General features: G+C 36.2%; 1 protein-coding gene. It reads left to right on the top strand.

Annotated features, from left to right (window positions below; genetic code table 11):
- Positions 1 to 271 (top strand): lipocalin/fatty acid-binding family protein (locus EIP75_RS24255; RefSeq protein ID WP_158622978.1); only part of this gene is annotated, 271 nt, incomplete at both ends.

The raw sequence follows: 271 nt of genomic DNA, 5'->3' as shown, positions 1-271 counted from the left end.
AAGTTGTTAGGGCTGACAATTTCGAAACCCACTTACTTTCAATGGGTGCTCCTAAAGAAGTCGTTGAAAAAGTGAAAGATTTCAAAGCAGTACAGGAATTCAAACACAATGGAAATAAAATAACGGTAGATATCCACGATGATGGCTTCCATTCAGACTTAATTCTGAACCAAGAAGTTGATGAAAAACTGAGTGCCGATCTAACAATTAAGACAACTGCTTATCTAGATGGCGACACACTTACATTGAAATCTAAATATCCAAATGGAAA

The organism is Aquabacterium soli, assembly GCF_003933735.1.
GTDB classification, from domain to species: domain Bacteria; phylum Pseudomonadota; class Gammaproteobacteria; order Burkholderiales; family Burkholderiaceae_C; genus Aquabacterium; species Aquabacterium soli.
The sequence above is the reverse complement of the archived record's forward strand: the minus strand, read 5'-3'. Positions and strand labels throughout refer to the sequence as shown.